This is a genomic window from Nocardioides sp. JQ2195 (genome assembly GCF_012272695.1).
In the GTDB taxonomy this organism is placed as follows: Bacteria; Actinomycetota; Actinomycetes; order Propionibacteriales; family Nocardioidaceae; genus Nocardioides.
Window position 1 is genome coordinate 2569798 of the sequence record NZ_CP050902.1, and the last position, 22221, is coordinate 2592018.

Below are 22221 nucleotides of genomic sequence, written 5' to 3' on the forward strand. Positions count from 1 at the left end.
TCCGTGGTGGCCGGTCATCGCTTGCGACGGCGACCCCGGACGCTCCCGACCTTGCTGCCGCTCAGCGCACGACCGCCCGGGGCGTCGCGAAAACCATCTTTTTCGGAGATGCCGTCGCGCCCCGCCGAACCTAGGCTGGACGACGATCGGGGCCCGCATCTCAGAACCCGTGGAGGCACGGCCATGTTCATCCAGGTCATTCAGGGAAAGTGCACCAAGCAGGACGAGCTGCGCGCCGTGGCAGACCAGTGGCGCAGCGAGCTGGGACCGACCGCCCGCGGCTTCCTCGGCGGCACCTACGGCTTCACGGACGACGACATGTTCGTCGGCGTCGTGCGTTTCGAGTCCCGTGAGGCCGCCATGGAGAACTCCGCACGCCCGGAGCAGGACGCCTGGGCGGGCCGGATGATGGCGCTCATGGACGGTCCGGTCGAGTTCCACGACTGTGACGACGTCACGGTGATGCTGGACGGTGGCTCCGACACCGCCGGATTCGTCCAGGTGATCAGGGGCAAGGTCGACGACCCGAGCCGGCTCCAGGCGATGATGGCCGACACCGACCTGCTGCACCGGATGCGACCGGACATCATCGGCGCCACCCTGGCCATCGAGGACGACGGCACCTTCACCGAGACCGTCGCCTTCACCGACGAGGCCAGTGCCCGCACCGGCGAGGCCGTGGAGCCGCCGGCCGACGTCCGGGCTGCCCTGGACGAGGCGATGCGCGGCGCGACGTTCCTCGACCTGCACCACCCGTGGTTCGAGTCCGCCTGAGCCCTCCTCGGGTCGGCCCCCGCTGCGTCACCCAGATGCGTACGATCGGAACCATGGCACGCAAGCGGCAGCACCCCATCCATGACATCGACGAGGACGACCTGCGCGTCCGCCCGCCCAAGGACTCCGCCGTGGGCATCCCGGGCATCGCCGTCGCGATGAAGCGGACGATCGGGAGCATGGGACCGGTCCGCACCGCCAAGTCGCTGCTGAAGCTCAACCACGCGGACGGCTTCGACTGCCAGGGGTGCGCGTGGCCGGACCCCGAGCCGGGGCACCGGCACACGGCGGAGTTCTGCGAGAACGGCGCGAAGGCGGTGGCCGAGGAGGCCACCAACCGACACGTGCTGCCGGAGTTCTTCGCCACCCACAGCATCGACGAGCTCGAGCAGCACACCGACTACTGGCTCGGCCAGCAGGGGCGCCTGGTCCACCCCGTCGTACGCCGGCGCGACGCGACGCACTACGAGCCGATCAGCTGGGACGACGCCTTCGCCCTGATCGGCGAGACGCTGAACGGGCTCGACGACCCGGACGAGGCGATCTTCTACACCTCCGGGCGTACGTCGAACGAGGCGGCCTTCGCCTATCAGCTCTTCGCCCGCCAGCTCGGCACGAACAACCTGCCCGACTGCTCCAACATGTGCCACGAGTCCACCGGGACGGCGCTCGCCGAGGCGATCGGGATCGGCAAGGGCTCGGTGAGCCTCCAGGACATCCACGAGGCCGAGCTGATCGTGATCAGCGGGCAGAATCCCGGCACCAACCACCCGCGGATGCTGAGCGCCCTGGAGATCGCCAAGAGCAACGGCGCGAAGATCCTGGCCATCAACCCGCTGCCCGAGGCAGGCCTGCTCAAGTTCGACAATCCCCAGACGCCACGCGGGCTGAGCGGTGTCGGCACTGCCCTTGCCGACCTGCACCTGCCGGTGCGCATCAACGGTGACCTCGCCCTCTGGCAGGCCTTCGGGCTGCTGCTCCTGGAGGAGGACGAGCGCCGCGGGGGTGGCGTGCTCGACCGCGACTTCATCGAGCAGCACACCTCGGGGTTCGCCGAGTGGGCCGAGCAGATCCGTGCCCTCGACTGGGCACTCGTCGAGCGCGCGACCGGGCTCGAGCGGGCCCGGATCGAGGAGGCCGCGCGGATGCTGATGGACTCCGGCGCGACCGTGAACTGCTGGGCGATGGGCATCACCCAGCACCGCAACGCGGTGGCCACGATCAAGGAGTTCACCAACGTCGCCCTCCTGCAGGGCAACATCGGCAAGCCCGGCGCCGGCCTGTGCCCGGTGCGCGGCCACTCCAACGTGCAGGGCGACCGGACCATGGGCATCTGGGAACGGGTCCCCCAGCACTTCCTCGACGCGCTGGAGGAGGAGTACGGCTTCAGGCCGCCCCAGGAGGACGGCTGGGACACCGTCGACTCGATCCGGGCCCTGCGCGACGGCAAGGCCAAGGTGTTCGTCGGCATGGGCGGCAACTTCGTCTCGGCCGCCCCGGACACGGTGGTCACCGAGGAGGCGATGATGAACGCCGATCTCACCGTGCAGGTGTCGACCAAGCTGAACCGCTCGCACGTGCGCTGCGGACGGACCGCGTTGATCCTTCCCCCGCTCGGTCGCAGCGAGAAGGACCGCACCGGCGGCATCGACCAGCGAGTCACCGTCGAGGACTCGATGTCGGCCGTGCACGCCTCGCGCGGCCCGCTCACCCCGGCCAGCGGACACCTGCGCTCGGAGGTCGACATCATCTGCTCGATCGCCGAGGCCACGTTGGGCACCGACGGGCCCGTCCCGTGGTCGGACTACCGCGCCGACTACCGCAACATCCGCCGGGCCATCTCCCGTGTGGTGCCCGGCTGTGCGGCGTACGACGAGAAGGTCGACCGCCCCGGTGGCTTCGTCCTCCCCCACCCGCCCCGCGACTCGCGCACGTTCCCGACCGAGACCGGCAAGGCGATCTTCACGCCCGTGCCGCTGGAGGTCATCGACGTCCCCGAGGGCCGTCTGCTGCTGCAGAGCCTGCGCAGCCACGACCAGTTCAACACCACGATCTACGGCCTCGACGACCGCTACCGCGGGATCTCACGCGGCCGGCGCGTGGTGTTCATGCACCGCGACGACATCGCTGCTCTCGGCCACGAGGACGGCGACATCGTCGACCTGGTCAGCGAGTGGACGGACGGCACCGAGCGCTCGGCGCCCGCGTTTCGGATCGTCGAGTACGACACCCCGCGTGGCTGCGCGGCGGCGTACTACCCGGAGGCGAATCCGCTGGTGCCGCTCGACTCGACGGCCGAGGGCAGCAACTGCCCGACGTCGAAGTCGGTGGTGATCAGGTTGCAGCGCCCCTCCGGTGGCGGCGCCAGCTCCGAGGGCCGCGGGGCCCCGATCGGGTCCGACCGGGGCCACAAGACCGACGTGGAGCCGCAGCAACTGAGCTGAGCGCGGAGACGACGGCGACGGTCACGAGCTCCGGCGACGCCAGACCACGAGGGCAATGATCGCCACCAGTGCCGCGGAGCCGGCGATCACCAGCTGCTGCTTGTGCTGGGCCGCCTGCTTGCGGGGGTCCAGCTTCTCGCTCAGCAGGTCCACCGTCTCGCCCAGACGCTCCCGGGTCTCCTTGATGTCCCTCTGGAGCTCGTGGGGGTCGCTCAGGTCACGTCCGTTCGCGGGAACGGTGTGCTGGCCGGTGAGGCCACGGGGGTCAGTCATTTCCTGCTCCCTTCAACGTGTTGACGTCCTTCTTGACGTTCGCGAGCGCCTGCTCGGGCTTGGGTGGCGTCCCTTCGGTGACCTGCTTCTTGCCGACCAGGCCCGCCACCGCCGCGGCCACGAAGAGCACGACCGTGACGATGAGCGCGGCCAGCCATGCGTCCATGACCAGTGCCAGCGCGATGATGGCGGTCGCCACCAGGGCACCGAATCCGAACAGGCCCAGGATGCCGGCCGTGCCGAAGAGCCCGGCGCCCACACCGACGTGCTTGGCCTTGTCCTTCATCTCGAGCTGGGCCAGCCCGATCTCGTCCTTGATGAGCCGCCGCGTGTCGTCGGACATCTGCCGCAGCAGGTCCGCCGTCGACGGCGTCGAGGCAGCCGTCGCGACAGGTGCCGTGGGCCTGTTGGGTGCGTCCGTGAGCACGGGGTCTGTCATGTCCCGATCGACCATGATGGCCTCCGTTCCTTGTGGGAGATGTCCTTCGGGTACCCAGCCACGGGATCGCCAGACGGGTGCGCGCGAACCGCGTGTCGACGCGTGCCTCGGCACGCGCGGGGGCACGCCCCCGCGCTCCGTCACGGATCAGTCGCGGAGGTGTGGGTACCGCGCGGCACATGACGTCCTTCGGCTACACCCTGATGACCGAACAAGCCGGTCCGCGCTCGCTCGTGGACCACGCGGTCGGCGCGGAGTCCCACGGGTTCGACTTCGCGGTGATGAGCGACCACTACTCCCCTTGGCTGGAGTCACAGGGTCACGCGCCGTACGCGTGGAGCGTGCTGGGCGCGGTCGCCCAAGCCACCAGCGAGCTTCCCCTGATGACCTACGTGACCTGCCCGACGATGCGCTACCACCCGGCGGTGGTCGCGCAGAAGGCGGCAACCCTGCAGCTGCTGAGCCGGGGCCGCTTCACCCTGGGCCTGGGCAGCGGTGAGAACCTCAACGAGCACACCGTGGGTGCCGGGTGGCCGCACGTCAGCACCCGCCACGCCATGCTCGAGGAAGCGCTCGAGATCATCCGTGCCCTGCTCGACGGGGGGCTGGTGGACTATGACGGCGAGCACTTCCAGGTGGATGCCGCCCGCATCTGGGACCTCCCCGACGACGGTGTGCCGATCGGTCTCGCGGTCGGTGGGCCGGCCGTGATCGAGCGGTGTGCGGCCCTGGCCGACCACCTGGTGGCCACCGAGCCGAAGCCGGAGCTGGTGGATGCGTGGAACGCCACCGATGGTGCGCACGTGATCGGCAACGGCACCCGCGCCGTCGGGCAGATCCCGATCAGCTGGGACCCGTCCAGCGTGGAGGCGGCGACCGAGCGGGCGCACGACCAGTTCCGCTGGTTCGCCGGCGGCTGGAGCGTGAACTCCGACCTGCCCACGACGGCCGGGTTCGAAGGGGCGTCGAAGTACGTCCGCCCCGGGGACGTCGCCGAGAGCATCCCCTGCGGACCGGACCTGGACGCGATCGTGGACGCGGTCCGGCCGTTCTGGGAGGCGGGCTTCACCGACGTGGCACTCGTCCAGATCGGGGGCGACACCCAGGAGGCCTTCCTGGAGCAGGCCGCCGAGCCCCTCCTGGAGAAGCTCCGCGAGGAGGCCCCCGATCGCCCGTGGGCGCGGGAGCCGATCAGCAGCTGAGGGTCGTCGGGTCGTCAGCTCAACGCTGCCACTGCACGATCAGCCAGAAGATGAGGAGCACGACGAGCAGGCCGACCAAGGTGAGGAAGAGCGCACTGATGCCGAACCGGTCGCGGTTCCGCAGCATCTGGCCCTTGAGGTCTGCTGCATGATCGGGATCCACGTGCGGGTGGCGGTCGGGGTCCATACGAGAAGGGTCATCCATTCTCGTGGCGGTACCCGCCCGCGCGACGAGCATGCCCGATGAGCAGGCCCGGAGAGCAGGCCCTCAGGCGACGCGCGCCAACGCCGCCGAGAACTGCGCCATCCGGCCCGCCGGCGCCAGCTCGGCCAGGCGATCGACCTCCGTCGGAAGGTCGTACGCCGCGGCGCCACGCAGCGCCCGCTTGTCGAAGAACGGGCACACCTCCGGCCAGACCTCCTGGACCTCCCTGCAGAAGATGTCGGCGCCGGTCGGTCCGATCCGGGGGAAGCCGGTGAGCGCGTCGCGCAGGGCGGGCACGTCGTCGTGGCTCTCCGGCCGGATCCGGCGCAGGTCGCCGTCGTACTCGTCGAGCAGGTGGGCCGCGGCGTCGGAGAGCGCGGTCGACGTGCTCTCGTCGTAGCGACGGTAGTGCCCGCGACCGAGCGCGTCGACCCGTTGCTGCCAGGTGGCCTTCCGCATCCCCTCGGGGGTCCGCCAGCCAGCGGCGAAGAGCTCCCGGGCCGCCGCCACGGCGATGTCGGCGGAGATCCGGGTCGCGGACAAGGTGGTCAGGACGAGCAGCTGGTAGAGCGGTGACGGCTTGTCCCGCAGGGTGATGCCGGCCTCGGCGGCGTACGTCGTGCCGTGCTCGCGGATCAACCGCTCAGCGCGTTGTCGCTGGGTCTCCTGCGCCACGTCAGGATCCGCGGGCCTCGTCAGGGCGCTCGTCAGGGCCCTCGTCGGGGTCCTCGTCGGGGAACCGGACGTCCCTCGTCGGCGAGGGGTCGCCCTCCATGTCGAGCGGTGAGCTGCTGATCACCGCTCGGACCCGGGCCCGTTCCCGATCCGCACCGGCGGGGCAGGCGACGGTGATCTCCGATCCCTGCAGCACGGCCTCGTAGCCCTCGCTGCGCAGGGCGCCCAGGACCGGGGCGGGATCCTGCCCCACCGGGACCGTGTAGGTCAGCGTCCGGTCATCACCGAGCCGGGCGACCTCGGCGGCAGACCTCTCCCGGCCCCGGATCACCCACAACAGTCCGGTGATGACGAGTGCGCCGAAGATCGCGAGCACGACGACGAGGACGATCGCGAATTGCATACCCCTTCCGTACCCGGGTCGTCGCCGCGTATGCGCGGGCCCGGGCGGGCACGACGGGTCAGAGAGGGTCAGACGGGTCAGATGACGCGCGTAGCGCCCTCTCGAGGACGCGGGTCAGCTCCTGAGCTGCCAGACGCCTGGCTGCGCGTCGCTCAGGATGCCGGAGGTGACCAGCTCCCGCCGGGCCTTGCGGGCCGCGGTGCGCCAGCGCTGCTCACCCTGGGGTGACTTCTCCCGGTCGCCGGGACGCAGCTCGTCGGCGACGCGTTCCTCGAGTCGGGCCAGGGCGTCGTCGGTGCGCAGTCCACCGTCCGCCTCGTCGAGCATCGCCACGATGTGGGGAACGAAGTCGGCCGGAGCGGACCAGCGGCGCGGCGCTGCCGACGTACGCGTGGTCACCGGGGCCGCGGCCTTGGCCGCCTTCGGGGTCCTGGGTGCGGCTGCCTTGCGCGGCTTGCGCACCGGTGCCGGCGGCTCGGGAGGCGCCACGGGCTTGGGCATCCCGTGGATGCACGTGCTCCTCGGCAAGTCGCAGAGTTCGCAGTAGTCATCCTCGCCCGACATCCAAAGCCTCCTGGTCGTTGCTCGAGGACATCCTCCCACTCCGTCGCTCGAAGCGCTGCGGTGGAGGTCCCAGCAGCCGATCGAGGACAGCTGCCGGCGGGGTCCAGGGGCGCGACCGTCATCAGTGTCGGTGCCCGGTGGTTGGGTGTCTCTCACAGGGGGTCGAGATGAAATCAGTGATGCAGGGTCCCGAGTGGGACCGGTCAGAGGAGCTGGCCGACAGGATCGGTCTGCCGATCGACGTGTGGGACGAGTTGTTCGGCCGGGGGTGGCGCCTCAACGACAGCGAGCCGTGGCACGACTACGACAGTGATCCGAGTGGCGGCGAGGGGCACCCGGTGACCCCGTGGCACCTGAAGGGGGATCCGCCCCAGCTGATGCTGCGGGTGTTCCACCACGGCATCTTCATCGCGCGGCCCGCGGGTCTTCGTCGCGACGACGGACGTGTCGAGTTCCACGAGTCCGCCCAGGAGTACGTCGCCTTCGAGCAGCTGGCCCACCAGGGCCCGGAGATCGTGAAGTGGATGCTGACGAGTCGTCGTCGCCAGTTCCGCTGGTGCCCGCAGTGCTGGACGCACACGCCTCCGGAGGAGTGGGCGGCCGACCGGTGCGTGCGCTGCCACCGCAGCGTCGGCTGAGCCTCCGGCAGGCAGCCTGCTGCGCGAGCCCGACGGCGCGCGCCCGACGGCACGATCAGACCGTGGCGACCTCGTGCTCGATGCTCTCCTCGGCAGCCCGGCTGGCCTTGCTCGGGATGGCCATCGCGATCAGTGAGGCGAGCAGGGCCACGCCCGCGCCGAGCAGCAGCCCGGTCCTGAAGCCGTTCTCGGTGGGCACCTGGACGGGGCCCAGGTCCATGGTCATCTGGGCGAGCACGACGCCTACCACCGCGGCCGCGATCGAGGTGCCGACGGAGCGGGTCAGGGTGTTGAAGCTGTTGGCCGATGCCGTCTCCGAGACCGGCACCGAGCCCATGATCAGCGCCGGCATCGCGCCGTACGCCAGGCCGACACCGGAGCTGGCGATGATCACGCCGACCATCAGGCCGACCGCGGAGCCCATCAGCAGGACGGCGGCAAGGTAGCCCATCGAGACGACGAAGGCTCCCAGGGCCAGGGTGATCTTCGGGCCGCGGGCTCGGGAGATCTTGGCGCCCAACGGCGAGACCAGCATCATGAACAGGCCACCGGGCATCATCCACAGGCCCATCTCGAGCATGGACTTGCCGAGGCCGTAGCCGGTCTCGACGGGCATCTGCATCAGCTGCGGGATGATCAGCGACTGCGCATACATCGCGAACCCGACCACCAGCGAGGCGATGTTGGTCAGGAGCACGACGGGGCGCGCGGTGACCCGCAGGTCGACCAGGGGTGCGGCCTGCCCGAGCTCGAACCACCCCCAGGCCACGAAGACGACGACCGAGCCGGCCAGCAGGCCCACGGTGAGCGCGCTGTCCCAGCCCCAGTCGGCACCCTTGGACACGCCGAGGAGCAACGCGACCAGCCCGGCACCGAGCCCGACCGCACCGACGAAGTCGAAGGGTTCAGGGTCTACGGACGTGGGCGTGGCCGGGACGAACTTGAAGATCAGGAAGGTGATCATCACGGCCAGCACGGTCGATCCCCAGAACAGCAGCCGCCAGTCGATCTCGGCGACCGCTGCGGCGGTCGGCAGGCCGAGCGCACCGCCGACACCCATCGAGGCGGACATCAGCGCGATCGACGTGCCGAGCTTCTCCGGAGGGAGCAGGTCGCGCATCGCACTGATGCCGAGCGGGATCATCCCCATGCCGATCCCCTGGAGGCCCCGGCCGACGATCATCGGCACCACGGAGGCAGCCAGGGCGCACACGGCCGAGCCGACGATGAGCGAGGCGGCGCAGACGAGCATCAGCCGGCGCTTGCCGTAGAGGTCGCCGAGGCGGCCGCTGACCGGTGTGGCCACGGCCGCGGTCAGCAGCGTCGCGGTGATCACCCAGCTGGCGTTGGACGCCGTGGTGCTCAGCAGCTGCGGGAGGTCCTGGATCAGCGGGACCACCAGGGTCTGCATGAGGGCGCCGGTGATGCCGGCGACCGACAGCACCCAGACGATGGCAGGGGTGGAGACCTCGGGCGGGTGGGCCGGAGCGAGGCGGGCAGAAGATTCAGTGGGCACAGGTATGCACTATACACATTCTGTGTATCTTGCACACATCGTGTACGTTACACTTTCTCAAGGAGGATCGCGGAGAACGGGTCCGGGGGCAGCAGGCAGCGGCAGGACGCAGCAGGACTGCGGCACGACTGGGGCACGACTGGGGCAGGAGAATGAGCGAGGACGTGACCGACCGGTTCCGGGACATCGAGTTCGAGACCATGCTGCTCGGGCGCCACCTCTCCCCCGTCCGTCGCGCCGCCGACGGCGAGAGCTACCTCGACCGCAGCGCCTACACACTGCTCACCCGTCTGCAGGCGCAGGGACCGATGTCGATCGGCCAGCTCAGTGAGGCGTTCGGCCTCGACGCCTCGACCCTCAACCGCCAGACCGCAGCCATGATGCGCTCGGGGCTCGTCGAGCGGATCCCCGATCCCGACGGCGGCCTGGCCCGCAAGTTCCTGGTCACCGAGGCGGGGTCGAAGAAGCTCGACGCCGAGCGCGCGAGCAACGTCACCGGCCTGCAGAACGTCCTCCAGGACTGGAGCCCCGAGGACGTGGCCGCGCTGGCCACCCTGCTCACCCGCTTCAACGAGGTCATCGAGCGGCGCGAAGGGCGCTCCTGGCCCCGCTCGCGTCCCTGACTCGGGCGGGCCCCGTGCCACGGAACACGCCGGCGACGTCGATGCCGGCGCTGGCTGTGGCGCAGCACGACAGCCGTGCCATCGACGGCGGGCCGGCGTACGTAGGATGTCGGGCAAGCCCATGCCACCTCCAGACTCCACCGACCGCGAGCGCAAGCTGCTGCTCGCCGTCGACGCGCCCTCGTTGCTGCACCGCAACCATCACGCTCGCCTCGAGAGCGGGTTGCTCGACCGCGGCGGGCGGCCGGCCTGGGCCCTGCACGGCATGTTGCGCCAGATCATCGAAGCGATCGAGATGTTCGCGCCCGATGCGGTGATCTTCGGCATCGACGACCGTGCCGAGTCCTGGCGCGAGTCGATCTACCCCGGCTACAAGGCCGGTCGCGCACCGAAGGACGCCGCGTTGGTCGACCAGCTCGAGCGGGCCGGCGCACTGCTGGACGCGCTGGGCATGGCCACGCTCACTCCCCCGGGCCTCGAGGCCGACGACGTCAACGCGTCCGCCGCGACCTGGGCGAAGCGCAACGACTGGAACTGCGTCATCATCACCTCCGACCGCGACTCCTTCGCCCACATCAGCGACCACACCCAGGTGCTGCGCCTGATCAACGGCGGCATGGCCAGCTCTCCCCTGCTGAACCCGGCTCGGCTGCGGGCGCTCTACGGTGTCGACGCGACCAACTACCTCGACTTCGCGGCGCTGCGCGGAGACGCCAGCGACAACCTGCCCGGCGTGCCCGGCATCGGCGAGAAGACCGCGCCCGTCCTGCTCGACCAGATGGGCTCGATGGCCGCGGTGTGGGCAGACATCGACCACTGTGGCGGCGCGACGATGGTCGCCGCGCTCGACTCGTGGGCCGCGGAGAACGGCGTACGCCGCCTCGGTGCCACGCTGCTGAAGCGACTGACCGCACCCGGGGCGCGGGAACGCTACGCGTTCAACCTGCAGCTGATGGGTGGGCGTGACGACCTCGACCTCCGGCTCACGCCCGACGTGCCCGGGACTCCCGGGCTGCTCCCCCTCGAGGTCGACCGGGTGGCGCGGGTGCTCGGGCACCTCAATGTTCCCGAGACGACGGTGATGGCGATGAGGGTGCTCACCGGAGCTCCGGCGTCGGCCGCCACCGCCTGGTAGGCCGCCGCCCGCACCCCGTCCCCGGACGGGACGTTCCTCCTGGTGGTCACGATTGCTCGCGTTCGCAGGACTCGGCGTTGAATGGGGGCATGCCGACGCCTTCTCCCGACCTCGTGGCGGACTGTGGCAGCTGCTTCGGCCTCTGCTGTGTCGCGCTGCCGTTCACCCGGTCGGCCGACTTCGCCTTCAGCAAGGCCGGTGGCGAGCCGTGCCACAACCTGACGCAGGACTTCGGGTGTGGCGTGCACTCCTCGCTGCGCGACCTGGGCATGCCCGGGTGCACGGTCTATGACTGCTTCGGCGCCGGGCAGGCGGTTTCCCGAGGGATGTACGACGGCCACAGCTGGCGTGGCCCCGTGGACGGCCCCGCGGGGGACGGTTCTGGAGACCAAGCAGCGGGTGCTGGGCCCGGCAGCGCTGGGTCAGCTGGTGCCGACCGGGAGCGCGCCTCGGAGATGTTCGAGGTCTTCGGCAGCGTGCGTCGCCTGCACGAGATGCTCTTCCACCTCACCGCCGCGATCGACCAGCTGGCCGCAGCCAGACCCGAAGCCAGACCCGCAGCCAGGCCCGCAGCCAGACCCGAGGCCCGAGCCACCATCGATGCCCGACGAGACACTCACGCCGGCGCCCTGCACGCACGGCTGACGACGCTGCGCGACCAGACCGCTGCGCTCGCCCGAGGGACGCCGTACGACGTGCTCGGCGTCGACGTGGACGCCCACCGAATGGAGGTCGCGCCGGTGCTGCGCGAGGCGAGTGCGGTGATCCGGGAAGCGACTCCGGCCGGCGTCGACCTGGCACACGTCCGCCGCAGCGACCTTGCCGGACACGACCTCGCGACGCTCGACCTGCGCTCGGCGGACCTGCGCGGGGCCTTGCTGATCGGTGCCGACCTGTCGCACGCGGACCTGCGATGGGCCGACCTGCTCGGCGCAGACCTGCGCGCGTGCGACGTACGCGGAGCGGACCTCACCCACGCACTCTTCCTGACCCAGATGCAGGTGAACGCCGCACACGGCGACGCCGACACCGGGATCAGCGAGGCGTTGGCGCGTCCGTCCCACTGGCGCTGATCGCGACCATCAGGTCGACAGCACCACCACGCCGGCGAGGGCGATCAACCAGCTCGCGAAGCTGCCGACCAGGAAGTACTCGGTGAGCTGGTGGATGCGCTCCTGCTCGCGGCGCGAGGAGAGCTCCGGGAAGCGCAGGAGGCCCTTGGCCGCGACGACGATGCTGGCCGCGGTGACCTGGCCGGCCAGGCCCAGGGACAGGATGAACACCCGCTCCATGGGGCCGAGCAGCCGGCCACCCTTGAGCTGGACCTCCGGGTCGGCGGAGGTGCCGTGCTTGGCGGGATTGAGGGTGCCGGTCACCGCGAGCACCAAGCGGACCAGCACGTTGCCGGTGCTCAGCTGGATGCCGAGTGCGCCGAGGAGCAGCAGGGCACGGTCGGCATCCGTGCCGGCCAGGGGCGGCAGGTCGACGTCGTCGAGCCAGGTCTGCAGGGGCCCGTCGGCTTCACCGGCCAGCCCCGAGAGGAGGACGGCAGCGGTCAGCGCGCAGCCGAGGAGCAGCAACGGCACGCCCGGTCGGTCGCGACCGAAGCCGTGGGTGACCGCTCGGCCCCAGGTCAGCACCACCCCGACGATGACCACGAGCGCGACGAGGTCGAGCGCGTCGGTGAGCCCGGCGACGAGCCCGAGGCCGATCACCGCCACCGCGGCGATGCACTGCGGAAGCCACGCACGTGGGCGGATCGAGAAGACGAGGTCGGTGAGCGCGATGCCCACGAGCAGAAGTCCCAGCCAGCTCACTCGATCCCCCTCAGTTGTTCGTCGATGGCGATCACCAGGGCGACGCCGTCGTTGCGCACCCGCTGGGAGACGGCCGACGCAGAGATGCCCTCCGCCTCGGCGACCTCCCGTTGGGTCTGTCCTGACAGCAGACCACGGAGCACCGACAGCGAGCGGGCGGACATCGCCCCGACCAGCCCGTCCCGCCCGAGCAGGGCGGCGTTGATCGCTGCGGCGTCGCGCCGGTCGACGCCGTCCGCGACCGTGAAGGCCGTGCGGACGCGGCTCAGTGACGCCCGGTCGGCGTCGGCGGCCACCCGGTTGATGCCGGCGCGGGCAGCCCACCAACCGGGACCGTCCTCGATCCTGGGGGTCTCGGAAAGAACGGTGACCTCGCCCCAGCCGAGTCCGTGGCGCACGTCGAGGTCGGGAAGCAGGGCCAGGCGCAACCGCAGGGTGGCGGCGATCGCGTCACCCACCCGCTCGAAGACCGCTTGGTACTCGTCGCCGGCCGTGATCCACAACGGTCCCTGCGGGGCGAGCTCCGCGTTGACCCGGGCCAGAGCAGCCTCGAGCCGGGCGTGCACGTCCGCCCGGTCGTCAGGGATTCGTGAGCCGACCACGTCTCCGATCAGGGCGACCGTGGGGTCTCGCTTCATTCCGGCCATATGAAGACTATACCTTCATATTGTCAGAATGCAGCATGTGGCTTCACGTGACGTCAGTTGAGCGGACGCATCGTGGACGGCACTCCCCCGCCAGCGTGCACGGACTCGACCAGCTCCTGCAGGGCGGTGAGTGCGACCCGTTGCGACATCGGCCCGTAGGAGACCCGGGCGACCCCGAGCTCCTCGAGCCTGGCCAGCGACGGGACCCCGGGCAGGCCGATCAGGGTGAGCTTCTGCGGCCCGAGCGCGTCCACCAGGGCAGAAACCTGCTCCTCGTCGAGCTTGCCGGGCACGAAGACCACCGGTGCGCCGGCGTCCAGGTAGGCCCGGCACCGCTCGATCGCATCGGCCAGCACCTCGGCCGGGTCCCGGTCGGCGGCCCGCACGAACGCGTCGGTGCGGGCGTTCAGGACGAAGTCGATGCCCTCCTTCGAGGCGACCTGCATGATCGCCTCGACGTTGCTCGCGGCCTCGGCCACCGGGCGCATCTGGTCCTCGAGGTTCGCGCCCACGACTCCCACACCGATGGCCTTGCGGATCGTGCCGGCCGGGTCGCCGTACCCGCCCTCGAGGTCAGCGGAGACCGGGAGGTCGGTGGCCTCGACGATGCGCCGACACTCCTCGACCATCTCGTCGACGGGGATGTTCTCGCCGTCCTCGTAGCCGCGTGAGGCAGCGATGGAGTGGCTGGCCGTCGCGAGGGCTGCGGTGCCCGCGACCCCCGCAACGGCCTTGGCGCTGATCACGTCCCACACGTTCACGACGGTGAGCAGCTTGGAGTCCTGGTGGAGGCGCAGCAGCTCCGCGCCCTTGCTGGCAATGTCGGTCATGATCCGACACTAGCCCCACGCCTCCACCGAGGGCGGTCAGCGACTGTCGAAGAAGTGCGACAGGGCCGGGACCCTGCGGATCAGCAGGTGGTCGAGCGCCAGCACCGCGAGCAGGGACAGCCCGAAGAGCGGGAGGAGGACTCCCAGCGCCACGAGGGCCAGCACCAGCGTCGGCGTGGTCCGCAGCGGCATCCGGCCGCGGGGGGCGCGCATCGACACTCGCGGTCGTCGGAACTCGGTGGCCGGATCGTGCACGGGTGCGGCGGGCGTCGTGAGGGTGCGGTCAGCGGCGCCACCGGACCGGGCGCTCCGCCGGGGACGGCGGCGCCACCACATCAGCGGACCGGTGATGCACGAGGCCATCACCGTCAGGCACATCAACGCCGCCCCCCAGAAGGACCACAGTCCGAGGCTGCGGCCCTCGTGGAGCCCGATGCCTTGGGCGACCACCTTGGCCAGGCCCGGGTAGTCGTCGTAGCCGTAGGTCGACTCGACCTCGCCGCCGAAGCGTCCGACGTGGACGGTCTTCTCGTCCGAGGGCGCGTCGAAGGCGTAGCCGATCACCGAGAACACCCCGTCCTCGGTGGTGGGCAGGGCCACGGTCATCGGGTGCCGCAGCCCCTGCTCGTCGGCGACCTCGATGGCGGTGTCGATGTTGGCGACGCTGGAGCCCGCGTGGCCCGAGGACCTGGGCACCTCCGACTTGCCGCTGCCCCAGGGCACCTCCTGCTGGTGCGAGTGCGGCAGTGACTCGTCGAGCGTGGACGTCGGGTCCGACAGGGCGCCGGGATCCGTGCTCCACAGCGACGATCCGCGATCGGTGGCCAGGGTCTGCACCTTCTCGCCCCACACGCCGGTCCACGGGAGCCCGGTGATCAGCAGGAGCAACAGCCCCACGCCGGCCACGAGCCCGATCCGGCCGTGCCGTGAGCGCAGGGACTTCGGCCGCCGCCGGCGCGCCGTACGGCCCTTCCAGTAGAGGTAGTAGCCGGTCAGCGCCATCACCAGTGCCCAGCAGGCGCCCAGCTCCATCACGTGGTCACCCCAGCGCCCCGCCATCAGGTCGCGGTGGAGGCGGACGGCATAGCCACTCAGGGTGGTGTCGGGATTGACCTCGCCGAGCACCTCCGCACCCCAGGGGTTCACGTAGACGTCGCGGGGCTCGCCCGACTCCGTGACCACGGAGAACATCGTGCTGCGGCCCTCGTTCCTCGGCTCCGTCATCGACACGACGGTGGCGTCGGGATGGGCCCGTTCCACCGCCGCCAGCTGTGCCGAGTAGGGCTGGGCGAAGTCCATGTCGGCGGGCTTCTCGACCAACATCTGGTCGCCGTGCATGAGTGGTTCCAGCTGGAACCGGAACAGGTAGATCAGGCCGGTGGTCGAGAGCACCAGCAGGACGGGTACGACGAGGAAGGCAGCATAGAAGTGCCACCTCCAGAACGCCCGGAACCACCCGGGCTTGGCAGCGCGCATCGTCGGTCGATTGCGGTCGCCCGGGTTCGGGCGCGCTGCAGGTTCGGTCTGCAGGGTCATGTCACTCCTCAAGGACATGTGAAGGGATCACCGCACCGCGGCCGGGTGACCAGGTGTCGCTCGCGTGCATCGCCAGGACGCCACGCGAGCGTCTCCCGGGACCGGGCAACGCCACGCGAGCGTCTCCCGGGACCGGGCAACGGCCCGCGACCGTGCCGCGCGATCGTGCCGGTCTGCCGTGCCACGCGACGACACCGCTCGAGCCAACGACTCGAGGGTGGGCAGCCCGAGGACTGCCGCCATCACGTGAGCAGGCCGTCGTCACGCCCGGCGTGCGCCGGCGCGTCAAGCGACCGCCGTCATGCCGAGCGGGCGCCGTCATGCCGAGCGGGCGCCGTCATGCCGAGCGGGCGCCGTCGCGTCGGGAACGTGCGGTGCGGAAGGAAGGGTTCAGGTAGGGAGGAGAGCAGGCGGACCACGGCGTACGACGCTGCGCGCCAACGCCGACAGGTGGGCAGGCGCCGAGCGCGCGAGGGCAGCAGGAACAGCAGGGGTGGGGGCGGGCAGCCGGAGTCCGGCCAGCAGGGCGCCGAGCGCCGGTATCACCACGGTGGCGGCGAGGGCGACCAGCGTCCACAGCGCCCGCTCGCCGACCGCGAGCCACAGCCCCACGACCGCCGCGGCCGCGAGGTGCAGGGCCATCATCGGCGCGTGGGCACCGGTCATGTCGTGGAACAGGTGCTGCACGCCCTCGGGGACGGCCAGCTGGGCGTCCACCTGGGGACGTGAGGCCTCGTACTGCTCCATCAACGAGCCCGATGTGCCGGTCGGCACCGGCGGTGGGGGCGGCGCTGCCGTGGTCGAGGTGGCCGGCGCGTCACCGACGTGGCCGGAGGACATCGTCAGCACGGCGTGCACGAGGGTCTGGCCACCGATGGTCAGCAGCACGATGCGGGTGGCGGTGGCCGGTCGCGACAGCAGCCAGCTGAACCCCACGGCACACCCGACGTAGATGGCGACGAGCCCGGGGATCGACGGGAGCAACCCGTCTGCGGTGACGTGGGCGACGACGCCCGTGCTCATCACCACGAAGGCCAGCACCGCACCGCGCACCTGCCGCAGCAGCGGCCCCGCGGTCCCATTCACGGGCGCCATCATGTCAGAGCCGGCGGGGATCGCTGAGCCGCCCCGGACGGAACCGCGGGACCGGATCAGCAGGTGGGCAGGGGCGCCAGGTCACGCTCGGCGGACCTGAGCTTGTAGACCCGGCTCGCGCAGTCGTCGTAGACCAGCTCGTAGCGACGCGCCAGCACGGGGTCGATGTTTCCCTCGGGGTCGAGCCCCCACTCGTGGAACGAGAAGACCTGCATGAGCCAGGTCGGTGCGTCATCGCCCTCGAGGATCGCGGTGAGCTCCACCAGGTCCGGGTCGAGCACGCGGATCGGGAGGCTCCACAGGTGCTGGTACGGCGAGGGGAGGCCGCTCTGGAACTGGATGTCGGCCCGGCCGAAGATCGTGGTCGCGGTGTCACCCGGCTCGGCCGAGGCGGCCACGAAGCCCCCGAGACGTTCGGACCTGACGCTCGTCACGGAGTTCTGCTCCGCCAGGGCCAGCGGCATCGACACCAGCGCCGAGCACACGAGGTAGCCGGCCGTGGGCAGCACCAGCCAGCGCGCCACGACACGTGCCCGCGACAGGCTCACGGGAGTCCGGTCCTCGCCGGGCCGGTGCCCCGCGACCCACCCGACGGCCAGGGCGAGCCCGGGCGCCAGACCCAGCAGGTAGTGGTCCCAGTAGTTGCCACCCACGACGATGGAGAGAGTCTCCACCCCGACCGTCACCGCCAGCGCCCAAGCGATCGCGCCACCGCGGAGCTTCGCGAGCAGTGCCACCAGGAGCAGGGCGAGCACCAGCGGAACGATCCCGGTGACCAGGGCCGAGACGACCATCGCGTCCTCGCGGCTCTCGATCCCGGTCCGGTAGCCGGCTCGGATCACTCGTGAGGCGTCACCCCGGAAGCTCACGGACGCCAACCACAGGCCGGCGATCCCGGCACCGGTGGTCAGCGCGTAGGCGACCATCACCGCGGTGCCGGCCACGATCCCGACGACTCCCGCCACGAGGCGACGTACGACGTCGGGCCAGGGCAGCTCACCGCGCAGACCGCTGGCCACCAGCAGGACGAGGGCGAAGACGAGTCCGTCGACGAAGTTCTGCTTCACTGCCATCGCGAGCAGGCCGAGGAGGCCCGCCGCGAACGACCACAGCAGGGCCCGTCGGCCGCCGTGGCTCAGGGAGACGGCGGTGCACAGGACCGAGGCCAGCACGAACGGGATCGCGAATGCCTCGCCGTTGGCCAGCTGCGCACCGACCTCAGGCGTGATCGTGAAGGCTGCGGCAACGGCGGCAGCCCAGCCACCGGAACCGCCCAGCCGGCGGCTCGCCAGGTAGGCCAGCACCACGAACCCGAGAAGGAACAGTGCCACCAACCAACGCACTGCGGCGATGTCACCGACTCCGGCGGCGATCATGAAGATCCAGATCAGCAGCGGCGGACGATCGACCCAGTAGTGCCCGTAGAGACCGTCGCCTCCGTGGTGCAGCAGATCGTCGGCAACCATGTAGAAACCCGACTCGTCCGGGGAGAACGTCCAGTCGAGCAAGGCGACTCGGCCGGCCAGGACCACGGCCAGCGCCACCCACAACGGCCAGTGGCGCCGGAGGAAGGACAGCCGGGTGGAGGAAGCGGCGACGTCGGGAGTGGCAGCCGTGGCCGCGCGACCGTCGACGCTTGAACTCACTGCACTCCCCCAGGTCCGGGCGGCTGGTCAGCCCCAGAAGATCCGCTCGACCACACTGCGGGCTCGCCGCGTGGTGCGAAGGTAGTCGTTGACCATCGCGTCGGACTCCCCGGCAGAGTAGCCCAGCACCGCAGCGACGGCGGCACGCTCCCTGGGCGAGCGGGGGATCTGGTCGGACGCCTTGCCGCGCACCAGGGTGACCGCGTTGCGCATCGAGCTGACCAGTCGCCAGGCGGCGTTGAGCGCCTCGGAGTCCTCGGCGTCGAGCAGGCCGGCCTCCGTGGCGGCGCGCAACGCCTTCAGGGTGCGCGGCGTCTGCAGCTCCGGCTGTCTCCCGGCGTGGAGCATCTGCAGCAGCTGGACGGTCCACTCGATGTCGGACAGTCCCCCGCGACCGAGCTTGAGGTGGGTGTTGGGATCGGCCCCGCGCGGGAGCCTCTCCTCGTCGACCCGTGCCTTGATCCGGCGCACCTCGATCACGCCCTCCTCGTCGAGCCCGTCCGCCGGGAACCGGAGCGGGTTGATGAGCTCGGTGAACCGCGCGCGCAGGTCGGCGTCCCCGACCACCGCATCAGCCCGCAGGAGAGCCTGGAACTCCCACACCTGCGACCACTTGGCGTAGTAGCCGGCGTAGGACTCGAGGGTGCGCACCAGCGGCCCCTGCTTGCCCTCGGGGCGCAGGCCCGCATCCACCTCGAGGGGCGGGTCGGAGGCGGGCAGGGCCAGCATGCGACGCAGCTCCTCGGCCACTGCCCTGGCATAGGAGGCCGCCTGCTGCGCCTCGACCCCGGGCTTGGCCTCGTGCACGAACATCACGTCGGCATCGCTGCCGTAGGACAGCTCGAAGCCGCCGTAACGTCCCATGCCGATGATCGCCAGCACGCTCGACGACTCGTCGAGCCCGCGAGCCGCACGCACGGCGCGGTGCGCCACGTCCAGGGTTGCCTCGAGGGTCGCATCGGTGAGGTTGCTCAGCCCGGCGCCCACGGTCACCACGTCGAGCACGCCGACCAGCTCCCCGGCCGCGATCCGCAGCAGCTCGCGCCGGCGGATCGCCCGGATCGCCAGCGCCGCCGCATCGGGGTTGTCCTGACGGCTCGCCGAGGCCAGCATCTCCTGGGTGAGGGCCTCGGAGGTGAGCGGGGCCAGGTCGCTGCCGAGCAGCTTCACGCCGGTGGGTTCCCGCTCGAGCAGGTCGGTGGCGTAGCGCGACGTGGCCAGGATCGAGGCCAGGCGCTGGGCCACCTCCCCCTCGTCGCGCAGCATCGAGAGGTACCAGTGGGTGGAGCCGAGCGTCTCGCTGATCCGGCGGAAGCCGAACAGCCCGGCGTCCGGGTCCGGAGCGTCCGCGAACCAGGCCAGCATCGCCGGCAGCAGCTGGCGCTGGATCGCCGCCGTTCGGGAGACCCCCTTGGTGAGGTACTCGAGGTGGCGCAGCGCCGCCGTCGGATCGAGGTAGCCCAGGGCGGAGAGACGCTGCTTGGCCGCGTCGGTCGACAGGCGGGTCTGCTCCCCGGGAATCGCTGCGACGGCACTGAGCAGCGGGCGGTAGAAGAGCTTCTCGTGCAGTCGACGCACCTCCCGCCGGTGGTGCCTCCACTCCTGGTCGAGCTGCTTCATCGGGTCCTTCAGGTAGCCGATGGACCGGCCCAGACGCCGCAGCGACGCGTCGTCCTCGGGCAGCACATGCGTACGGCGCAGCTGGTGGAGCTGGATGCGGTGCTCGAGCTTGCGCAGGAACGCGTAGGCCTCGTGCAGCGCCTGGCCGTCCTCGCGGCCCACGTAGCCACCGCGGGTCAGCTGGGCCAGGGCGCTCAACGTGGTCGGCGCCCGGACCGTCTCGTCGGCCCGGCCGTGCACCATCTGCAGCAGCTGGATGGCGAACTCGACGTCGCGCAGGCCCCCCGAGCCGAGCTTCAGCTGGCGCTCCGCGTGGTGGGCGGGGATGTGGTCTAGCACGCGTCGGCGCATCGACTGGACGTCCTCGACGAAGCCGTCGCGGCTGGCCGCCGACCACACCAGCGGCGCGATCATCTCCATGTAGTCGGCGCCGAGCTCGAGGTCGCCGGCCACCGGGCGGGCCTTGAGCAGCGCCTGGAACTCCCAGGTCTTCGCCCACCGGTCGTAGTAGCCCTGGTGGCTGGCCAGCGTGCGCACCAGTGGGCCGGACTTGCCCTCCGGTCGCAGATTGGCGTCGACCGGCCAGATCGTGCCCTCGGAGGTGTGGTCGGAGCAGATCTGGATCATCTGCGAGGCCAGCTGGGTGGCCGCGCGGTTGGCCTCGTTCTCGTCGGCCCCCTCCACCGGCTCGAAAACGAAGATCACGTCGACGTCACTGACGTAGTTGAGCTCGTGGCCGCCGCACTTGCCCATCGCGATCACCGAGAGCCGCGCCGTGGCCGCGCTCTCCCCGACGCGTGCGCGGGCGATGGCCAGGGCCGCGTCGAGGGTGCCGGCGGCCAGGTCGGAGAGCTCCGCGGCGATGTCGTCGACACCGACGCCGTGGGCCAGGTCGCGCGCCGCCATCCGGAGCAGCACCCGGCGGTACTCGACGCGCAACGCGTCGGTCGCCGCGTGGTCATCGCTGGTCGACACCGGGAGCGGTTCGCCCGGATCGGCGCCGACCGCGCGCAGCAGCGACTCGCGAACGGCGTACGCCGCGGGGCGGGTGGTGCCCAGGGTGGGGTCTGCCAGCTCGCGCCAGTGCGCCGGGTGGGTGGTGAGGTGGTCAGCCAGTGCGCTGCTGGCGCCCAGCACGCAGAGGAGTCGCATGGCGGTGCCCTCGTCGTCGACCAGCTCCTCGAGGAAGGAGTCGCGGTCGTCGACGGCGTCGGCCAGGTCGACCAGGGCTGCCGCTGCGGCGTCGGGATCAGCGGTCTGCGTGAGGATCGCGACCAGCTCCTGGCCCGGCCTGCCCAGCTCCACCAGGTGGTCCGCGGTGGCCTCCGGATCGGTGAAGCCGAGGCGGATCAGCTCACCTCGACCGATCCTGCGCCCACTCATCGCGCCGGCCCGTCGCCTGGTCCTCGCTGGGTCGAGGCGCGCGGGGCGACCAGTCGGAGGAAGCGCTGCGCCACAGGACGCCACGCGGCGTCCAGCTCGGCGCGTGCCTCGGTGATGTCGCGGATCAGGGCGACCTGGTCGATCCCACGCAGGGCGTGGTCGTCACGGTCACCGTCGGCCCACGCCGCCACGACCAGCTCGTCGGCCTCGGGGTGCAGCTGCACGCCCCACACGGTCTCGGCGAACCGCACCACCTGCGCCTCCTCCTGCTCGGTGGCGGCCAGCAGCACCGCCCCGTCGGGGAGGCTGGTCACGATGTCGTTGTTCCACTGGATGCCGCGCAGTCCGGGGGTCGGGGTGAAGACGGGATCGTCGGCGGCCGTCGGCAGCCAGCCGACCTCGAGCAGTCCCAGCTGCTGTCCCAGCGGGTTCACCGTGACGGTGCCACCGAGCGCGGTCGCGATCACCTGGTGGCCCAGGCAGATGCCCAGGGTCGGCACCCCGGTCGAGGCAGCCTCGCGGACCAGCTGCTTCAGCGGAGCGAGCCAGTGGTGGTCGGCGTCGTCGTTGGCTCCCATGGTGCCGCCGAGCACCACGAGCGCGTCGTACGCCGTGGGCTCCGGGAGTGGGTCGCCGGCATACGGACGGCACACCTCGACCACGGCGCCGGCCTCGGTCAGCCACCGGCCGACGTGGGCCGGCGGACACTTCGCCTCGTGCTCGATGACGACGACACGCGGCCTCGGCTCTGCCACG

22 protein-coding genes are annotated in these 22221 nt (G+C 71.0%); 7 read left to right on the forward strand and 15 right to left on the reverse strand.

Going from position 1 to position 22221, the window contains the following annotated elements; all coding sequences use genetic code 11:
- Positions 1-183: 183 nt before the first annotated feature.
- Positions 184-774: a hypothetical protein gene (locus tag ncot_RS12105; RefSeq protein ID WP_168617836.1), complete on the forward strand. Its 591-nt coding sequence runs from the start codon at positions 184-186 to the stop codon at positions 772-774.
- A 53-nt stretch (positions 775-827) separates the two neighbouring features.
- The gene (locus tag ncot_RS12110) at positions 828-3218 is read left to right on the forward strand and encodes an FdhF/YdeP family oxidoreductase (RefSeq protein ID WP_168617837.1); all 2391 of its coding nucleotides are present in this window, start codon (positions 828-830) and stop codon (positions 3216-3218) included.
- 21 nt (positions 3219-3239) lie between these two features.
- Here ncot_RS12110 and ncot_RS12115 read toward each other — a convergent pair whose 3' ends face one another.
- Positions 3240-3491, reverse strand: a complete 252-nt coding sequence (locus ncot_RS12115) for a DUF3618 domain-containing protein (protein WP_168617838.1) — start codon at positions 3489-3491, stop codon at positions 3240-3242.
- Positions 3484-3930 (reverse strand): phage holin family protein, encoded by a 447-nt coding sequence (locus ncot_RS12120; RefSeq protein ID WP_168617839.1) that lies wholly within the window; start codon positions 3928-3930, stop codon positions 3484-3486. Before ncot_RS12120 ends, ncot_RS12115 begins: the two co-directional genes overlap by 8 nt.
- Positions 3931-4109: 179 nt before the next feature.
- On the opposite strand from ncot_RS12120, the gene ncot_RS12125 reads away from it, so the two are divergent.
- The gene (locus ncot_RS12125; RefSeq protein WP_168617840.1) at positions 4110-5132 is read left to right on the forward strand and encodes a TIGR03557 family F420-dependent LLM class oxidoreductase; all 1023 of its coding nucleotides are present in this window, start codon (positions 4110-4112) and stop codon (positions 5130-5132) included.
- A gap of 19 nt (positions 5133-5151) precedes the next feature.
- Here the strand turns inward: ncot_RS12125 and ncot_RS12130 are convergent, their stop codons facing one another.
- From ncot_RS12130 to ncot_RS12145, 4 genes are all read right to left on the reverse strand, one after another.
- Entirely contained in the window at positions 5152-5337 is a 186-nt protein-coding gene (locus ncot_RS12130; protein ID WP_168617841.1) for a hypothetical protein, read from the reverse strand.
- 63 nt (positions 5338-5400) lie between these two features.
- The gene (locus ncot_RS12135) at positions 5401-6012 is read right to left on the reverse strand and encodes an endonuclease (RefSeq protein WP_168617842.1); all 612 of its coding nucleotides are present in this window, start codon (positions 6010-6012) and stop codon (positions 5401-5403) included.
- A 1-nt stretch (position 6013) separates the two neighbouring features.
- A complete protein-coding gene (locus ncot_RS12140) occupies positions 6014-6415 on the reverse strand; it encodes a hypothetical protein (protein WP_168617843.1) in 402 nt (133 codons plus the stop codon).
- Positions 6416-6529: 114 nt separating this feature from the next.
- Positions 6530-6916, reverse strand: a complete 387-nt coding sequence (locus tag ncot_RS12145) for a hypothetical protein (RefSeq protein ID WP_240937883.1) — start codon at positions 6914-6916, stop codon at positions 6530-6532.
- Positions 6917-7146: 230 nt separating this feature from the next.
- On the opposite strand from ncot_RS12145, the gene ncot_RS12150 reads away from it, so the two are divergent.
- On the forward strand, positions 7147-7617 hold the full coding sequence (locus ncot_RS12150; protein WP_168617845.1) for a hypothetical protein: 471 nt from the start codon (positions 7147-7149) through the stop codon (positions 7615-7617).
- 55 nt (positions 7618-7672) lie between these two features.
- On the opposite strand, the gene ncot_RS12155 is transcribed toward ncot_RS12150, so the two are convergent.
- Complete coding sequence (locus ncot_RS12155) at positions 7673-9133, reverse strand: MFS transporter (RefSeq protein WP_240937884.1); 1461 nt, start codon at positions 9131-9133, stop codon at positions 7673-7675.
- 152 nt (positions 9134-9285) lie between these two features.
- Here ncot_RS12155 and ncot_RS12160 point away from each other — a divergent pair, with 152 nt between their 5' ends.
- From ncot_RS12160 to ncot_RS12170, 3 genes are all read left to right on the forward strand, one after another.
- Positions 9286-9756, forward strand: coding sequence for a MarR family winged helix-turn-helix transcriptional regulator (locus ncot_RS12160; RefSeq protein WP_168617846.1), 471 nt, complete (start codon positions 9286-9288; stop codon positions 9754-9756).
- Positions 9757-9877: 121 nt separating this feature from the next.
- Complete coding sequence (locus ncot_RS12165; RefSeq protein WP_168617847.1) at positions 9878-10891, forward strand: 5'-3' exonuclease H3TH domain-containing protein; 1014 nt, start codon at positions 9878-9880, stop codon at positions 10889-10891.
- Positions 10892-10980: 89 nt separating this feature from the next.
- Positions 10981-11964, forward strand: a complete 984-nt coding sequence (locus tag ncot_RS12170; RefSeq protein ID WP_168617848.1) for a pentapeptide repeat-containing protein — start codon at positions 10981-10983, stop codon at positions 11962-11964.
- Positions 11965-11973: 9 nt separating this feature from the next.
- Here ncot_RS12170 and ncot_RS12175 read toward each other — a convergent pair whose 3' ends face one another.
- The 8 genes from ncot_RS12175 to ncot_RS12210 form a co-directional block, all read right to left on the reverse strand.
- A complete protein-coding gene (locus tag ncot_RS12175) occupies positions 11974-12708 on the reverse strand; it encodes a hypothetical protein (RefSeq protein ID WP_168617849.1) in 735 nt (244 codons plus the stop codon).
- On the reverse strand, positions 12705-13355 hold the full coding sequence (locus ncot_RS12180; RefSeq protein WP_168617850.1) for a SatD family protein: 651 nt from the start codon (positions 13353-13355) through the stop codon (positions 12705-12707). The genes ncot_RS12175 and ncot_RS12180 overlap by 4 nt, the downstream gene beginning before the upstream one ends.
- 53 nt (positions 13356-13408) lie before the next feature.
- Complete coding sequence (locus tag ncot_RS12185) at positions 13409-14185, reverse strand: isocitrate lyase/phosphoenolpyruvate mutase family protein (protein WP_168617851.1); 777 nt, start codon at positions 14183-14185, stop codon at positions 13409-13411.
- A 36-nt stretch (positions 14186-14221) separates the two neighbouring features.
- Entirely contained in the window at positions 14222-15721 is a 1500-nt protein-coding gene (locus ncot_RS12190) for a PepSY domain-containing protein (RefSeq protein ID WP_240937885.1), read from the reverse strand.
- A gap of 390 nt (positions 15722-16111) precedes the next feature.
- Complete coding sequence (locus tag ncot_RS12195; RefSeq protein WP_168617853.1) at positions 16112-16807, reverse strand: hypothetical protein; 696 nt, start codon at positions 16805-16807, stop codon at positions 16112-16114.
- A gap of 65 nt (positions 16808-16872) precedes the next feature.
- Positions 16873-18462, reverse strand: a complete 1590-nt coding sequence (locus ncot_RS12200; RefSeq protein ID WP_168617854.1) for a hypothetical protein — start codon at positions 18460-18462, stop codon at positions 16873-16875.
- Between the two features lie 27 nt (positions 18463-18489).
- Positions 18490-21465 (reverse strand): bifunctional [glutamine synthetase] adenylyltransferase/[glutamine synthetase]-adenylyl-L-tyrosine phosphorylase, encoded by a 2976-nt coding sequence (locus tag ncot_RS12205; protein WP_168617855.1) that lies wholly within the window; start codon positions 21463-21465, stop codon positions 18490-18492.
- Positions 21462-22220 carry a type 1 glutamine amidotransferase gene (locus ncot_RS12210; protein ID WP_168617856.1) on the reverse strand — a complete coding sequence of 253 codons (759 nt, stop codon included), beginning with the start codon at positions 22218-22220 and terminating at the stop codon, positions 21462-21464. Before ncot_RS12210 ends, ncot_RS12205 begins: the two co-directional genes overlap by 4 nt.
- Position 22221 lies beyond the last annotated feature (1 nt).

What these genes read in the sequence shown, in the direction of transcription:
- ncot_RS12205 (WP_168617855.1), bottom strand. Translation starts at nt 21,465, where the DNA reads ATGAGTGGGCGCAGGATCGGTCGAGGTGAGCTGATCCGCCTCGGCTTC.
- ncot_RS12165 (WP_168617847.1), top strand. Translation starts at nt 9,878, where the DNA reads ATGCCACCTCCAGACTCCACCGACCGCGAGCGCAAGCTGCTGCTCGCC.
- ncot_RS12105 (WP_168617836.1), top strand. Translation starts at nt 184, where the DNA reads ATGTTCATCCAGGTCATTCAGGGAAAGTGCACCAAGCAGGACGAGCTG.
- ncot_RS12185 (WP_168617851.1), bottom strand. Translation starts at nt 14,185, where the DNA reads ATGACCGACATTGCCAGCAAGGGCGCGGAGCTGCTGCGCCTCCACCAG.
- ncot_RS12170 (WP_168617848.1), top strand. Translation starts at nt 10,981, where the DNA reads ATGCCGACGCCTTCTCCCGACCTCGTGGCGGACTGTGGCAGCTGCTTC.
- ncot_RS12125 (WP_168617840.1), top strand. Translation starts at nt 4,110, where the DNA reads ATGACGTCCTTCGGCTACACCCTGATGACCGAACAAGCCGGTCCGCGC.
- ncot_RS12160 (WP_168617846.1), top strand. Translation starts at nt 9,286, where the DNA reads ATGAGCGAGGACGTGACCGACCGGTTCCGGGACATCGAGTTCGAGACC.
- ncot_RS12115 (WP_168617838.1), bottom strand. Translation starts at nt 3,491, where the DNA reads ATGACTGACCCCCGTGGCCTCACCGGCCAGCACACCGTTCCCGCGAAC.
- ncot_RS12190 (WP_240937885.1), bottom strand. Translation starts at nt 15,721, where the DNA reads ATGACCCTGCAGACCGAACCTGCAGCGCGCCCGAACCCGGGCGACCGC.
- ncot_RS12145 (WP_240937883.1), bottom strand. Translation starts at nt 6,916, where the DNA reads ATGCCCAAGCCCGTGGCGCCTCCCGAGCCGCCGGCACCGGTGCGCAAG.
- ncot_RS12140 (WP_168617843.1), bottom strand. Translation starts at nt 6,415, where the DNA reads ATGCAATTCGCGATCGTCCTCGTCGTCGTGCTCGCGATCTTCGGCGCA.
- ncot_RS12110 (WP_168617837.1), top strand. Translation starts at nt 828, where the DNA reads ATGGCACGCAAGCGGCAGCACCCCATCCATGACATCGACGAGGACGAC.
- ncot_RS12120 (WP_168617839.1), bottom strand. Translation starts at nt 3,930, where the DNA reads ATGACAGACCCCGTGCTCACGGACGCACCCAACAGGCCCACGGCACCT.
- ncot_RS12150 (WP_168617845.1), top strand. Translation starts at nt 7,147, where the DNA reads ATGAAATCAGTGATGCAGGGTCCCGAGTGGGACCGGTCAGAGGAGCTG.
- ncot_RS12180 (WP_168617850.1), bottom strand. Translation starts at nt 13,355, where the DNA reads ATGGCCGGAATGAAGCGAGACCCCACGGTCGCCCTGATCGGAGACGTG.
- ncot_RS12130 (WP_168617841.1), bottom strand. Translation starts at nt 5,337, where the DNA reads ATGGATGACCCTTCTCGTATGGACCCCGACCGCCACCCGCACGTGGAT.